Origin of the sequence: Citrobacter sp. Cpo148, from assembly GCF_030332375.1 — a bacterium.
In the GTDB taxonomy this organism is placed as follows: domain Bacteria; phylum Pseudomonadota; class Gammaproteobacteria; order Enterobacterales; family Enterobacteriaceae; genus Citrobacter; species Citrobacter portucalensis.
On the sequence record NZ_JAOWHY010000049.1, the window covers coordinates 111,117 to 124,090 of the forward strand.

General features: G+C 54.2%; 14 protein-coding genes. 4 read left to right on the forward strand and 10 right to left on the reverse strand.

What is annotated here, in order from left to right; genetic code table 11:
• Positions 1-2: 2 nt before the first annotated feature.
• Both dapE and OGY10_RS20785 read left to right on the forward strand, forming a co-directional pair.
• Positions 3-1,130 carry a succinyl-diaminopimelate desuccinylase gene (dapE, locus tag OGY10_RS20780; RefSeq protein ID WP_191226944.1) on the forward strand — a complete coding sequence of 376 codons (1,128 nt, stop codon included), beginning with the start codon at positions 3-5 and terminating at the stop codon, positions 1,128-1,130.
• A 27-nt stretch (positions 1,131-1,157) separates the two neighbouring features.
• The gene (locus OGY10_RS20785; RefSeq protein WP_003835080.1) at positions 1,158-1,358 is read left to right on the forward strand and encodes a YpfN family protein; all 201 of its coding nucleotides are present in this window, start codon (positions 1,158-1,160) and stop codon (positions 1,356-1,358) included.
• A 103-nt stretch (positions 1,359-1,461) separates the two neighbouring features.
• Here OGY10_RS20785 and ypfH read toward each other — a convergent pair whose 3' ends face one another.
• The 6 genes from ypfH to dapA all read right to left on the reverse strand — a co-directional run bounded on the left by ypfH (position 1,462) and on the right by dapA (position 8,014).
• On the reverse strand, positions 1,462-2,160 hold the full coding sequence (ypfH, locus tag OGY10_RS20790; protein ID WP_048234750.1) for an esterase: 699 nt from the start codon (positions 2,158-2,160) through the stop codon (positions 1,462-1,464).
• Between the two features lie 73 nt (positions 2,161-2,233).
• Positions 2,234-4,249 (reverse strand): tRNA(Met) cytidine acetyltransferase TmcA, encoded by a 2,016-nt coding sequence (locus tag OGY10_RS20795; RefSeq protein WP_286577355.1) that lies wholly within the window; start codon positions 4,247-4,249, stop codon positions 2,234-2,236.
• Positions 4,250-4,264: 15 nt separating this feature from the next.
• Entirely contained in the window at positions 4,265-5,131 is an 867-nt protein-coding gene (gene ypfJ / locus OGY10_RS20800; protein ID WP_003037967.1) for a KPN_02809 family neutral zinc metallopeptidase, read from the reverse strand.
• Between the two features lie 128 nt (positions 5,132-5,259).
• Positions 5,260-5,973: a phosphoribosylaminoimidazolesuccinocarboxamide synthase gene (gene purC, locus OGY10_RS20805; RefSeq protein WP_286577357.1), complete on the reverse strand. Its 714-nt coding sequence runs from the start codon at positions 5,971-5,973 to the stop codon at positions 5,260-5,262.
• 111 nt (positions 5,974-6,084) lie between these two features.
• Positions 6,085-7,119 carry an outer membrane protein assembly factor BamC gene (gene bamC / locus OGY10_RS20810; RefSeq protein ID WP_003835088.1) on the reverse strand — a complete coding sequence of 345 codons (1,035 nt, stop codon included), beginning with the start codon at positions 7,117-7,119 and terminating at the stop codon, positions 6,085-6,087.
• A gap of 16 nt (positions 7,120-7,135) precedes the next feature.
• Positions 7,136-8,014 (reverse strand): 4-hydroxy-tetrahydrodipicolinate synthase, encoded by an 879-nt coding sequence (dapA, locus tag OGY10_RS20815; RefSeq protein WP_003037957.1) that lies wholly within the window; start codon positions 8,012-8,014, stop codon positions 7,136-7,138.
• Between the two features lie 145 nt (positions 8,015-8,159).
• On the opposite strand from dapA, the gene OGY10_RS20820 reads away from it, so the two are divergent.
• Together OGY10_RS20820 and bcp are read left to right on the forward strand one after the other, a co-directional pair.
• Complete coding sequence (locus tag OGY10_RS20820) at positions 8,160-8,732, forward strand: glycine cleavage system transcriptional repressor (RefSeq protein WP_003037954.1); 573 nt, start codon at positions 8,160-8,162, stop codon at positions 8,730-8,732.
• Positions 8,732-9,202, forward strand: coding sequence for a thioredoxin-dependent thiol peroxidase (gene bcp / locus OGY10_RS20825; protein WP_003835095.1), 471 nt, complete (start codon positions 8,732-8,734; stop codon positions 9,200-9,202). The genes OGY10_RS20820 and bcp overlap by 1 nt, the downstream gene beginning before the upstream one ends.
• Positions 9,203-9,309: 107 nt before the next feature.
• On the opposite strand, the gene iadA is transcribed toward bcp, so the two are convergent.
• From iadA to OGY10_RS20845, 4 genes are all read right to left on the reverse strand, one after another.
• Positions 9,310-10,473, reverse strand: coding sequence for a beta-aspartyl-peptidase (iadA, locus tag OGY10_RS20830; protein ID WP_191226941.1), 1,164 nt, complete (start codon positions 10,471-10,473; stop codon positions 9,310-9,312).
• An 11-nt stretch (positions 10,474-10,484) separates the two neighbouring features.
• On the reverse strand, positions 10,485-10,946 hold the full coding sequence (locus tag OGY10_RS20835; RefSeq protein WP_003835099.1) for a YjiG family protein: 462 nt from the start codon (positions 10,944-10,946) through the stop codon (positions 10,485-10,487).
• A 1-nt stretch (position 10,947) separates the two neighbouring features.
• Positions 10,948-11,607, reverse strand: a complete 660-nt coding sequence (locus tag OGY10_RS20840) for a nucleoside recognition domain-containing protein (RefSeq protein ID WP_191226940.1) — start codon at positions 11,605-11,607, stop codon at positions 10,948-10,950.
• Between the two features lie 166 nt (positions 11,608-11,773).
• Positions 11,774-12,838 carry an AI-2E family transporter gene (locus OGY10_RS20845; protein ID WP_003037941.1) on the reverse strand — a complete coding sequence of 355 codons (1,065 nt, stop codon included), beginning with the start codon at positions 12,836-12,838 and terminating at the stop codon, positions 11,774-11,776.
• Positions 12,839-12,974: the final 136 nt, after the last annotated feature.

Consider the following 12,974-nt stretch of genomic DNA (forward strand, 5'->3'; position numbering starts at 1 on the left):
CTATGTCGTGCCCGGTCATTGAGCTGACACAGCAGCTTATTCGCCGTCCTTCCCTGAGCCCGGATGATGCCGGGTGCCAGGCGTTAATGATTGAACGCCTGCGCGCGGTAGGTTTTACCGTTGAGCGAATGGACTTTGGTGACACACAGAATTTTTGGGCATGGCGCGGTAAAGGTGAGACCCTGGCATTTGCCGGTCACACCGACGTAGTGCCTGCCGGCGATGTCGATCGCTGGATCAATCCACCGTTCGAACCGACCATTCGCGATGGCATGTTGTTCGGGCGTGGCGCTGCCGATATGAAGGGTTCACTGGCGGCGATGGTCGTGGCCGCAGAACGTTTTGTCGCCCAGCATCCAAACCATCAGGGTCGTCTGGCCTTTTTGATAACGTCTGACGAAGAAGCCAGCGCCAAAAACGGCACCGTGAAGGTGGTTGAAGCGTTGATGGCGCGTAATGAACGACTGGATTATTGTCTGGTGGGTGAGCCATCCAGCACGGAAATCGTTGGCGACGTGGTGAAAAACGGACGTCGTGGTTCACTGACCTGCAACCTGACCATTCATGGCGTGCAGGGCCACGTGGCCTATCCGCATCTGGCCGATAACCCGGTACACCGCGCAGCCCCCATGCTCAATGAACTGGTGGCGATCGAGTGGGATCAGGGTAACGAATTCTTCCCGGCGACCAGCATGCAGATTGCCAATATCCAGGCTGGAACCGGCAGCAACAACGTTATCCCTGGAGAACTGTTTATCCAGTTCAACTTCCGTTTCAGCACTGAGCTGACCGATGAGATGATTAAAGCACGGGTTCACGCGCTGCTGGAGAAACATCAGCTGCGTTATACCGTCGACTGGTGGCTTTCCGGTCAGCCGTTCCTGACCGAAAGCGGTAAACTGGTGGATGCAGTGGTGAACGCCATTGAGCACTATAATGAGATTAAACCGCAGTTACTGACTACAGGCGGGACGTCCGACGGGCGTTTTATTGCCCGCATGGGGGCGCAGGTAGTAGAACTTGGGCCGGTCAACGCCACTATTCATAAAATTAATGAATGTGTTAATGCCGCCGACCTGCAGCTGCTTGCCCGTATGTATCAACGTATCATGGAGCAACTCGTCGCCTGATGAGTGTTCCTGTAAGAGGAAATGAGCATGGACTGGCTGGCAAAATATTGGTGGATTCTGGTGTTGGTGTTTCTGGTAGGCGTGCTGCTGAACGTGATTAAAGATCTCAAGCGCGTCGATCACAAGAAATTTCTTGCCAACAAGCCGGAGCTTCCCCCGCATCGTGACTTTAACGATAAATGGGATGACGACGACGATTGGCCGAATAAGGACCAACCGAAGAAATAATTAGTAGGCCGATAAGTCCCGTAGGCCCGGTAAGCGTTAGCGCCACCGGGCATTACGTGCCGGATGGCAACGCTTCGCGTTTTATCCGGCCTACGGTGATCAATCAGATCATGGCAATCACATCATCATCGTGAGGCTTACTGCCGCTCAGCGCTTCATCAAAGTAGTGCTTCGGTACGGTAAAACGCAGATGATCGAGCGCAAACTGCATGCTGCGTTCATCAATGGCGTGCCCCAGATTTTCGACGATATCCAGCGTCACATCCCCACCGGCGCGAATTAACGCTTCCTGCGCGGCAACGGCATGAGATAACTCAATTACCCGGTCTTCACCACCGTGAATCAAATGCACCGTCGTCGCGGTGGTTGCAGCCTCTGGCAAGGTGGCATAGCGGCCATTGAAGGCGATAACCCGCGACGCCAGCCCCGGCTCAGCTTTGATGCTCTCAAGTGACATAATCGCCCCCTGAGAAAAGCCAATCAGCGCGGTTGCCTGCGGCGAAACGCCGCTGTGCTTCTGCCAGTAGCGCACGGTTTCGATAAACACCGGCATAATGGCGTCAACACGAGCCTGACGATTCTCTTCTGTTACGCCCTGCACCGAAAACCACTGACGTCCGGAAGTCGTACCGTAAGGCTCTGCTCCACCAATGCTAACGATTAGCGCATCCGGAAACAGCGGCGCAAACCAGGTGCCAATTTCGCCCATAGCAACCGGGTTATCGCCGACGCCATGAAACAGCAGCAGTAGCTGTTGAGCGGGTTTATCGGGACTTTGAACAACAAAATGGTCATGTTTCATGGCGTTCTCCTTAGCTGATGAGAATCATTCTACGCCGCTTAACCGCAATGACCATGCCAGGAAATTGAAGAAGTTAGTGAAAAAATTGCCATTGCATAATGCGATTATGTAGCCGCTGTTCACGCTCTGCATCCAGCTGATTTAATGCCTGCGCCGCTTCGGCGCGCTGAATGACCAGCAACGCTTTACGACCAGAAATCTTGAGCTGTTGGCACAATTCGGCGTCGCTACGTTTAGCCTGGATGCGTCCGCGCAAGGCCGGAAGAGGTAACTCACTGTGCTCAAGCAGACGACTCAGACAGCCTAGCGACGTCAATAATGGCCGATGCGCGAAGGCAAACCCAGCCAGCTCAGCCCAGTCATCCTCATTAAGCGTAGTCTCTTTCAGCGGGACCAGCGGAATGCTCTCACCGTTCCATTGCGCAAGGATTTCCGCATCACGACGCAAATGCTGGTGCTCCCGCTCGGCAAGGCGTTTCCCCGCTTCGCTAATGGGAAGTAACGCCATGGCGGTATAACAGCCGCTGCTGGCTTCCCGATGATTTCCCATTCGCACCAGCACAAAACCGCAGCGTTGCCAGAAACGCCATAGTTCAGCCGTATAACCAAAGCTGACGGACAGATAATCACACTGCATGGAATAACGCAGGGCCTGCATAATCAACTGCTGTCCGATACCTTCTCGCTGGCGAGCAGGATGAACCGCAATTCGACTGACCCGTCTCCCGACGAGCGTCGCCGCCAACGGGTCACCACCGTGCGCCGCCAGCGACTGCGCAACCAGATTCCCTCTCGGTCGACGATATCCGGCCCAGACGGCCTGGCTTAATTCCGCGGATAGTCCCCCTTCATCGACCAACCAGACAGCCCCCGCCACTGAGTCAGCGGTTGATGCCTGAAGAAAATGCTGACCAGGCGCGTCCATCATCCGCCGCAGGTCCAATGGCGAGGTGCGATAATGCGCTCCAGAAAGCAGCAGGTATACCGCTAACGGCAGCGCCGGATTAGCATGCCAGGACTGTTGCTCAAATGCCGAGAAGTGAAGCTCCCCCAATGGGGCATGCGTGAACGTTTCATCATCAAACACCAGCGCATCGCTGACGATTTGCTCCAGCGGACATCCCTGCGCCCAGCGTACCGGTTGCTGCAACTCATAGCGTTGAAGATTGGGGAAGCGAGCACAGAATTTCAGCAGGAAGCCTCTCCCCGTTCCCTCGTAGCCTTGTACTGTAGTGGTTAACAGCGTACGAGGAAAACGCGCCACCAGTTGGTACAGCAGCGGCGCGGGGATCGCGGCGGCTTCATCCACAATTAGCCAGTCTGCGATTGCAGAACTGCTTAACAGCGCATCCGGGGCCATAAAACGGTAACGCTCTCCGGCAAATTGCGCCAGCACATCGGTTGCCGCTTTGGCAGGCGCTGTCACAATCGCAGTGCCGTTAATCCGCGCTATGAGTTGCCCTGCCAGAGCAGACTTGCCCCGACCCCGTGCGGCCGTCACCGCAACCACACCGGGAGGCATAGCCAGCAAATGATTTAATATCATCGCCTGTTCTGGCTGGGGTTCGCCGGTTGCCGCATGCCAGGCTGCGCGAGCAGGAAAATGCGGACAGGCAACCGGCTGATGCTGTTGCCAGTGCAGAGCCTGTCTATCGCGGGAAATCACCCGTTTGACGTGTTCAATAAAGTGCGGTGTAGGGATAGGTTCAGCACAATCGCTCCAGCGTAGTGAATCCGCGTCCGGATGCGTGTGCCAGGAATGCCAGGGTGGGGTCAGCAAAACCAGCCAACTGCCAGCAAGCAGTGTGCCGCTTAAGGCGGCAAACGCCGCAGCGTCAAAACCCTGCCCTGCGTCAAAAACCGCATGACGAAACTCGCGCCCTAATAATGTTTTTAGCGCCTGCGGCGTACAGCACGGCTCGGTAGGGGCTTGCTCCCCTACCCACAGCCAGTCGCCGGGTAACGTGCTACGTAGCGCTAATGCCTGTTCCTGACACCAGTTATCCTCGCCGCTGATAATCAGCAGACGACGGATCCCTTCGTGGGTCATTTGTTCGGTTAACGCGCTCAGCGCCGTGTTATCGGACATCCCTGCCACAGAGTCTTAAATACCTTTACCAAAAGTATTACATTGCCCCGGATCGCCGCTGTCAAAACCGCGTTTGAACCAGGTAAAACGCTGTTCAGAGGTTCCGTGAGTAAAGCTGTCCGGCACGACGCGTCCTTGTCCCTGCTGTTGCAGACGATCGTCACCAATGGCCTGTGCGGCGTTCAGTGCCTCTTCCAGGTCACCAGACTCCAGTACGCCCTGCTGCTGCATGCTGTGGCCCCAGACACCGGCAAAGCAGTCTGCCTGCAGTTCCATTCGAACGGAAAGACGGTTCACTTCTGCCTGTGAGGCATTCTGCTGCATCTGACGAACTTTAGGTTCAATGCCCAGCAGTTTCTGCACGTGATGACCCACTTCATGGGCGATAACATAGCCCTGAGCAAAATCACCATCAGCGCCCAGCTTGTTTTTCATGTCGTCATAGAATGAAAGGTCGATGTAAACCGTACCATCTGCCGGGCAATAAAACGGCCCCATCACGGACTGACCCGCACCGCAGCCGGTACGCGTCGCGCCCCGGTACATCACCAGCTTCGGCTGTTGGTAGGTGCGGCCCATTTTTTCAAACTGCTGTCCCCAGGTATCTTCTGTTGTAGCCAGAATCACCGAGGTAAATTTTGCCGCTTCATCATCGTTTGGGCTGATGGAGCGTGATGATTGCTGTTGGGAGACCGGCTGGCCAGTCATTAGCCCGGTGAGATCCACGCCATAATAACCCGCCACCAGCACCACAATCAGCAGGATGATGCCGCCTTTACCACTGGGCAGACGAAAACCGGGCCCACCCATAGAGGGGCCGCCGCCAGAGCTGTTTCGTCTGTCTTCCACATTGTCACTTTCACGACGCCCTTGCCAGCGCATAATCACCTCAACTTTTTATTCATTATGATGATGATCGTAGGCGGTTCGGAACAGGATTACCATAAGAAATAGTAATCAAATCAGGTGGGGTTAATGAGCCGGAGAGCGATCGCCGGCTCAGGGGAAGATTAGTCTAACTTCACACCCAGGCGATGCGCGACGGCTTCATAGGCTTCGATCAGGCCGCCCAGACTCTGGCGGAAGCGATCTTTGTCCATTTTATCCAGCGTTTCTTTGTCCCACAGGCGGCTACCGTCCGGTGAGAATTCATCACCCAGGACCACTTCACCTTTATACAAACCAAACTCAAGTTTGAAGTCGACCAGAATCAGACCAGCATCATCAAACATCTTTTTCAGCACGTCGTTAGCTTTGTAGGTCAGCTCTTTCATACGCGCCAGATTCTCTTTGCTCACCCAACCAAAAGTTTCGCAATAGGAATCGTTAATCATTGGATCGTGCATAGCATCGTTTTTCAGGAACAGATCAAACAGCGGCGGATTCAGTTCAATACCTTCCTCAACGCCTAAACGCTTAACCAGAGAGCCTGCCGCGCGGTTACGTACCACACATTCAACCGGTACCATCTCCAGTTTTTTCACCAGACATTCGGTATCAGAAAGCAGTCGCTCCATCTGGGTAGGAATACCCGCTTCTTGCAGTTTAGTCATAATGAAATGGTTGAATTTGTTGTTCACCATGCCTTTACGGTCAAACTGTTCAATGCGCACGCCATCCCCTGCTGACGTATCATTGCGGAATTCGAGCACCAACAGGTCCGGGTTTTCCGTGCTGTATACGGTCTTCGCTTTACCACGATACAACTCAGCTTGCTTTTGCATCTTTATTACTCCTGGGTGTGAATTAACGATAAATATTGCGTTTTTCTGCCGACGCACACGTTTGCGTATCATATCAGAAAAAAAGGGCTGGAGTTATCCAGCCCTTTATTTTTACTTACTGAACGCTGCCTGGAAGACGGCGACCAGCGCGTCGTTCTGGCTTTGCGTCAGGGTATGCCCCTTCGGATCGATAAACTGCAAGCTGCTGCGGTTGTCTAAATCACCGACCTGCAGTTTATAGTCGCCGGATACCAGACCCGGATCGCTTGCGCCCAACTCCTGCCAGTTGCTATCGGACAGTGGTTTGTAGGTCACCGCGATGCTGCCCTGAGAACGGGTGCTGTCGGTTACCTTCATCCCCACTTTCTCAAGCGCTGCCGGCAGACGCTGCCACACCACGTTGAACGGTCCACGTACCACCAGCATTGGTAAACCGGTGTCATCGGCGGCGCTCTGAACATCCATGGTGGCTGCAGAGCGGTTCTGCGCGGCATTCGCGGCGTCGGTGGCGTTCTTATCCAGACCAGCAGAGATAACGTTCATCATCTCAGCGCTGTAACGCTGCATTGATGCCGCATCGGCTACGGGTTTACCCGCCTGCTCGAGGTTAACCAGTTTCACCGTTACCGCTTGCTGATAGCCCTGCGGTTTAACCGAGATTTGATAACGTCCACGGTACTGCTCGTCTTCATCCAGACGGTTCCAGTCAACCCAGTCGGTGGTCAACGTCTGGCTGGCATCATCACGTTTGGTGATCGTGTAGTTTTTAGACTGAATGACGCTAACGACCTGCGGCCACAGTGTGTTGCCACGACCGTTTTCCACCAGTAATGTCGACGTATCACCCGCGATCTGTGTGCGAGCACCGGTGACTAATGCTAACGGCTGAGCCGGTGGACGAATATCCAGCGCTTTACCCACGGCACCACTGCCGTTGGTTACCGGGATATTATAGTCGCCCGACATAACCGGCAAAATCATCCCAGCTGGAGCATGAAGCTCAGCAAGCGGTGCGGCCTCCAGATAGGATTCATCACCGCTCACCTGGCGCTTATAGCGCGAGTCAGAGCTACAGGCCGCGAGCAACATAACAAGCGAAACACCCGCAACCTTGGCCAGGCGCGACTTTTGTACTGAGTAAGCCATCAAATCTCCCTAAACTTTACAGCAAACCGGCATGCTTAAGCGCCGCTTTGACGATTTCACGAGCATTGTCCGTGATTGGCGTCATCGGCAGACGTAGCGTATCGGTCGCCACAAGTCCCAACTCCTTACACGCCCATTTCACGGGGATAGGATTGGGTTCGACAAATAGTTTGTTGTGTAACGGCATCAGACGCTGGTTAATCACCCGCGCCTCGGCAAATTGCCCGGCTGCCGCCAGTTTGCACATTTCAGCCATATCACGTGCCGCAACGTTAGACGTTACGGAAATCACGCCATGACCACCGAGCTGCATAAAATCCAGTCCGGTCGCGTCATCACCGCTGAGCAGAATAAAGTCGTCCGAAACCAGCTCTTTGATCTGGTGAACGCGACTTAAGTTCCCCGTGGCCTCTTTAATAGCGATAATATTTTTAACTTTCGCCAGACGACCAACGGTTTCCGGCAGCATATCGCAGCCAGTACGGGACGGCACATTATACAGAATTTGCGGCAGGTCAGTATGCTCAGCGATGGCTTTGAAATGCTGGAACAAACCTTCCTGGGTTGGGCGGTTGTAGTAAGGCGTCACCGTCAGGCAGCCGACAACACCGCTGTCGTTGAAACGCTGCGTCAGACTAATGGCTTCCGCGGTCGCATTGGCGCCGGTTCCGGCAATCACCGGAATACGCCCGTCAGCCAGTTCCAGCGTCATCATCACCACATCGCCATGTTCATCATGACTCAGGGTGGCGGACTCACCGGTGGTGCCAACAGAAACGATCGCCGAGGTGCCGCTGGCGACATGATAATCAATCAGTTTTTTCAGGCTCGACCGGCAGACTTTACCTTTCTCATCCATCGGCGTAACAAGCGCGACAATACTTCCCGTGAACATGGGCCATCCTCTGTGCAAACAAGTGTCTCAATGGTACGTTTGGTACGACAATAAAAGCAAGCGACCAGAGCCGTTCTGATTGTTGTATGCATGTTTTTTTTATGCTTTCCTTATGATTACCTCACCGCTCAAAGGAAGAACAGGTTTGACATCGTCATCGCAACACTATCTGGTCATTACTGCGCTGGGTGCCGATCGCCCAGGAATTGTGAACACCATCACGCGTCATGTCAGCAGTTGCGGCTGTAATATCGAAGACAGCCGACTGGCCATGCTGGGTGATGAGTTCACGTTTATCATGTTGCTGTCGGGCACCTGGAATGCCATCACCCTGATTGAATCAACCCTGCCATTAAAAGGCGCAGAGCTGGATTTACTCATTGTGATGAAGCGCACGACCGCGCGCCCCCGTCCGGCAATGCCTGCTACGGTATGGGTGCAGGTCGATGTCCCTGATTCTCCCCATTTGATTGAACGCTTCACCGCTCTGTTTGACAGCCACCAAATGAATATTGCGGAACTGGTTTCACGCACGCAACCGGCTGAGAATGGAAAGGCGGCGCAGTTGTTTATTCAAATTACCGCACATAGTCCTGCGTCACATGATTCGGCAAATATTGAAGATGCGTTTAAAGCACTCTGTACAGAACTCAATGCGCAAGGCAGTATTAACGTCGTCAATTACTCACAGCATGATGAACAGGATGGAGTTAAGTAATGAACCCACTGAAAGCCGGTGATATCGCACCGAAATTTAGCTTGCCGGATCAAGACGGAGAACAAGTAAATTTAACCGACTTCCAGGGACAGCGTGTTCTGGTTTATTTTTACCCGAAAGCCATGACACCCGGCTGTACCGTACAGGCCTGCGGCCTGCGCGATAACATGGATGAGTTAAAAAAAGCGGGTGTTGAAGTGCTGGGGATCAGCACTGACAAACCAGAGAAGCTTTCCCGATTCGCGGAGAAAGAAGTCCTGAATTTCACGCTCCTGTCCGATGAAGATCATCAGGTTTGCGAGCAGTTCGGCGTCTGGGGTGAGAAGTCATTTATGGGCAAAACCTACGATGGCATCCACCGCATCAGCTTTCTGATTGATGCCGAAGGGAAAATTGAGCATGTGTTTGATGACTTCAAAACCAGCAACCACCACGACGTGGTAATGAATTGGCTGAAAGAGAACGCCTGACCGTGAAATGCCGGATGGCGGCGTGAACGCCTTATCCGGCCTACAAATGCACGCGCGTAGGCCGGATAAGACGCGTTAGCGTCGCCATCCGGCAGATGACCGCCCGGTTACTCAAACGTCCCTTTCACACACGCTTTCTGCTCCCTGACTACGGCTTTTCCCTTCGCCCACAGGTGATGAACTTCCAGCGCGCCGTTGAGCACCAGAATGTCCGCATCGCATCCCACCGCCAGACGCCCTTTATGCTCCAGTGCCAAAAATTCTGCGACCGTACGCGTCAGCGGACACAGCGCCTGTTCCAGCGGTATGGCATGAACCTTCACCAACTGGCGCACCGTCTCAGCCAGTGATTCAAACCCCGCAACACCGATGCCGGTGAGATTGCCAAGCTCATCAAATTCCGGCTGGCTGCCGTTGCCATCCGAGCTCAGGGTAATGCGCGACAGCGGCACGTTCTGGCGCAGCGCCGTGGCGATAGCCGTGGCGGGGTCGACGGGCTCATCAATGCTGCTGGTAATGTCGATATAACCACCTTTACGGGCATACTCCAGCGCCGCCTGGAACAGCGGTTCCGCACGGTTAACGTGTGTCGGCAACAGTTTAGTAATCGGCACATCGCAACAGTCAAGGATCTGGTACAACGGTTCCAGCATGCGCTGGCTGTCGCCCATATGGAAAACGCTGATCCCCGGTTTGCGCCCTAACAATCCGCCGACACGCGACTGCGCCGCCATATTTGCCAGCGCCGAGGTATCCGGGGCTGAAGAACGATGGTCCGAAACCGCACACTTCACGCCAATCACTTTATCGATCAGCGCCACGTCGCGATCGATGCTGCCGGTGATAGTCGGGGAAGGCAGAGAGTACGCCCCGGTCAGCATCCAGGCGCTGATGCCTTCAAACTCCAGCGCGCGGGTTTTTGCCAGCAGCGATTCCGGGTGACGGGTAATGCCATCGGTACCCAGCAAACCCACCACCGACGTGACGCCAGCTTCAACCAGCCGTGACAAGCGCACTTCCGGCGTGCGGGTATGCGGCCCCGCCTCCCCGCCGCCGCCAATAAGATGGACGTGTTGATCGATAAATCCTGGGCACACAATCGCGCCGTCAAGATTGATACACTCGCAACCGGGAAAGTCTTCAGGAGAAATTGACGGGGCGATGGCAACAATTTTGCTGCCGGAGACCAGTATATCCTGTCGCCCTAAATCTTCCGGCGCATACACGTGTCCCTGCTGGAACAACGTCAAATCAAGAATTGAACAGTTCATAACCTTCCTTGTCAGGCAATAACCTGCATAACCCAAATAGAGAGCAGCGCATTAATGACGCATACCGCAATAATTAGCGGGTAATAACGAGGATGAACCCCCGCGGTCCCCAGACAACGGCCCACATTTTGCACCGGATTGCCCATCAGGTAGATAGCCGGTAACAACACCGTGGCATCATGTCCCGAAAGCGTACCGGCGACAACCAGACTGGCGCACACGCCGACGCCGCCTCCCATACTCATCACCGCTGCCAGCAGCACAGTGGCAGATTCCCCTGGCAGCCCCCACAGCGCCATTACCGGCTCGCATACCCGCCCGACAACCTCGAGCAGCCCTGTCACCTTCAGCGCCTGAATAATCACAAACGCCATCACCACGTTAGGCAACAGACTGGTTGTTGCAATGGTAAACCCGCGCCGTGCGCCATCGATAAACATATCCATGACGTTTTTACGTACCTGTGTTGTCATCTCACGCCTCCTGCTGCATACGGCGATTTTCCAGCTGCGCGATCCACACACGCAACAGGTTCGCACCCACAAATTTGAAGACAAGGATCACCGCCAGCGGCGTAATCACCGGAACGGTCACCATCGTAAACAGCGCTGCGCCAGAAGAAAAATAGTTGGTAATGCACGCGCTACCGCTGGTTTGCCAGCAGGCAAAAATAGCGCGTTCCTGCTCTGTGATAATGCCCTCTTCCGCCATTTCTTTGGTCATCCCGGCCGCGGCATCGGTATTTTGCAAATTCGCAATCAACGCCAGCGAACAAATACCCGGAATGCCCAGTAACGGACGCAGGACAGGCGTCATCAGCTGTTGTGCCGCACGTAAACCACCCAACCCTTCGGTGACGGAAATGATCCCGAGTGAAAGAATGACGGAAGGCGCCAGCTCAAGCGCGAATAAGAAGCCGTCTTTTGCCCCCATCCCCCCAGTGCCACGAAAAGAGACTGCCGTGTCGCCCGCATCATTAATCTGCCCAAACGCACCGTTGAGGACGGTGAAGTCAAAGACCCGCCACCATTCGGTACTTTTCGCAAACATGCCGGAAAAAAGAATAATCGTAATAAAAAAAGCGAGATAACCGCCCCATCCCACCTTTTGCTGCGTGTGTGTGCTGTGACCCATTTTGTTCTCCTGTTGGCCTTAATCCTTGTGTGACTAAAAGACATCACGATGGTCAAGTTAAAGACAAACGCGGAGAAAAACGACACCAAAGGAGATTATTCAGAAAGAGTGGATAGAGGTCAGACAAGTTCAGATCCGGCGACATGATATCGCCGGATCTTGCAGATTAGGGTTCGTCAACGACCTGACCATCCGGCCAGGCATGCATTACCGCTTTGATTAACGTCGCCAGAGGAATCGCAAAGAATACGCCCCAGAATCCCCACAGACCGCCGAAAATCACCACGGAGAGAATAATCACCAGTGGATGCAGATTGACCGCCTCGGAGAACAGCACGGGAACCAGCAAATTGCCGTCCAGTGCCTGGATTATCAGGTACACAGCAAAACAGCTCCAGAACTCAGTGCCAAGCCCGAACTGGAACAGCGCCACGCCAACCACCGGAATCGTCACCACAAAAGCGCCGATATACGGGATCAGCACAGAGAACCCGACCAGTACCGCCAGCAACAGCGAATAGTTGAGACCAAACAGCAGGAAGCCGAGCCAGGTCGCTACGCCGACCACCACCATTTCCAGCACCTTCCCGCGGATATAGTTGGTGATTTGCTGATTCATCTCTTTCCATACCTGCCCCGCCAGCCCGCGGTTACGCGGCAGCACCCGGCGCACGGCGTTCAGCATCTGGCCTTTATCTTTGATCAGGAAGAACACCATCAACGGGACAAGCACCAGATAAACCGCCAGCGTGAGTAATCCGACCAGGGAGGCTAACGAATATTTCACCACTGAATCCCCCATGGTGAGCATTCGTGAGCGCATATTTTCCGCCATCGCATCAATGATGCCCGCATCCATCAGCGCCGGGTAACGTCGTGGCAAGGTGGCGGCAAAATCAGACAATTTATTGAGCATGCCGGGCATGTCGCGGATCAGGTAAATTCCCTGCTGCCACGCAACAGGCATCACAACAAAGGCCATCAGCAGTAAAATACCGACAAATACCACCAGCACAATCGATGTCGCCCAACGCCGTGAACACCCAATATGTTCCAGCCGCACTGTCGGCCATTCAAGCAGGTACGCCAGCACAATGGCGACCAGCAGCGGCGCCAAAAGACCGCTAAAGAAAAACAGGATGCCAAAACCGGCAACAAGAATAATCAGCAGGGCGATGGCTTCGGGGTCGCTAAAGCGGCGACGATACCATTGCATCAACATTTCGAGCATAAAACCCTTCCATGAACCCAATAGCGGGATTGCGATCCCGAATTGTATCGAAATGTCACAAAAAAGACTTCGCTTTTTATGGCTGATTACGCAAAGTGAAAAGACATTTTTCCTGGGTGTTCATCGTCAGGTTTCG